At 63.4% G+C, this 987-nt stretch carries 2 protein-coding genes; both read left to right on the top strand.

What is annotated here, in order from left to right; translation table 11 throughout:
- A partial coding sequence (locus EN750_RS36245; protein WP_281062384.1) for a DnaB-like helicase C-terminal domain-containing protein occupies positions 1–550 on the top strand: 550 nt, incomplete at its 5' end.
- 57 nt (positions 551–607) lie between these two features.
- Positions 608–987: ATPase domain-containing protein (locus EN750_RS36240; protein WP_281062383.1), on the top strand; the 380-nt coding region annotated here is incomplete at its 3' end.

Raw genomic sequence — 987 nt, 5'->3', positions numbered from 1 at the left:
CTACATCGACCAGACGGGCGGTATTTCCATTGCCCAGCTTGCGGCGCGCGCCCGCCGCCTCAAGCGTCAGCGCGGGCTTGACCTGATGGTCATCGACTATATCCAGCTGATGCAGGGTTCATCCGCCAAGGCGTCGCAGAACCGCGTCCAGGAAATCACCGAGATCACTACCGGATTGAAGGCACTCGGCAAGGAGCTCGGCGTGCCGATCATCGCCCTCTCACAGCTCTCGCGTCAGGTCGAAAGCCGCGACGACAAACATCCCCAGCTGTCCGACCTGCGCGAATCGGGTTCGATCGAGCAGGACGCCGACGTGGTGCTGTTCGTTTACCGCGAGGAATATTACATCAAGAACAAGGAGCCGGAGAAAGGCACGCCCGAGCATCTCGCCTGGGAGACAAAGATGGTCGAAGTCCAGGGCAAGGCCGAAGTGATCATCGCCAAGCAGCGCCACGGACCGACCGGCACCGTCAGCCTTGCCTTCCAGGGCGAGTTCACCCGCTTCTCCGACCTCGCCGAGGAGCATCATCTGCCGGAAAGGTTCGAGTAGCTTTTTGACCTACCCCAGCCAACCTCGCCCAGACCATTTTCAAGCAGCATCCCGCTGATGGCAAAGTCGCGCGTCCAATTCATCTGCCAGAGCTGCGGATCGGTGCATCAGCGCTGGGCCGGCAAATGCGATGCCTGCGGCGAGTGGAACACGCTGGTCGAGGAAGGCACGTCCGGCGGCATCGGCTCAGGACCAGCCAACACGCGCAATGCCCGCAAGGGCCGCGCGGTGGTGCTGACCACGCTGTCCGGCGATATCGAGGACGCGCCGCGCATCATTTCGGGCATCGGCGAACTCGATCGCGCCACCGGCGGTGGTTTCGTGCGCGGCTCGGCGCTGCTGGTCGGCGGCGATCCTGGTATCGGCAAGTCGACGCTGCTCACCCAGGCGGCCGCGGCGCTAGCATCAAAAGGCCACCGCATCGTCTATGTCTCGGG

It is taken from the genome of Mesorhizobium sp. M7A.F.Ca.ET.027.03.2.1, assembly GCF_003999175.1.
Classification (GTDB): domain Bacteria; phylum Pseudomonadota; class Alphaproteobacteria; order Rhizobiales; family Rhizobiaceae; genus Mesorhizobium.
This window is presented reverse-complemented; position numbering and strand designations above follow the sequence as displayed.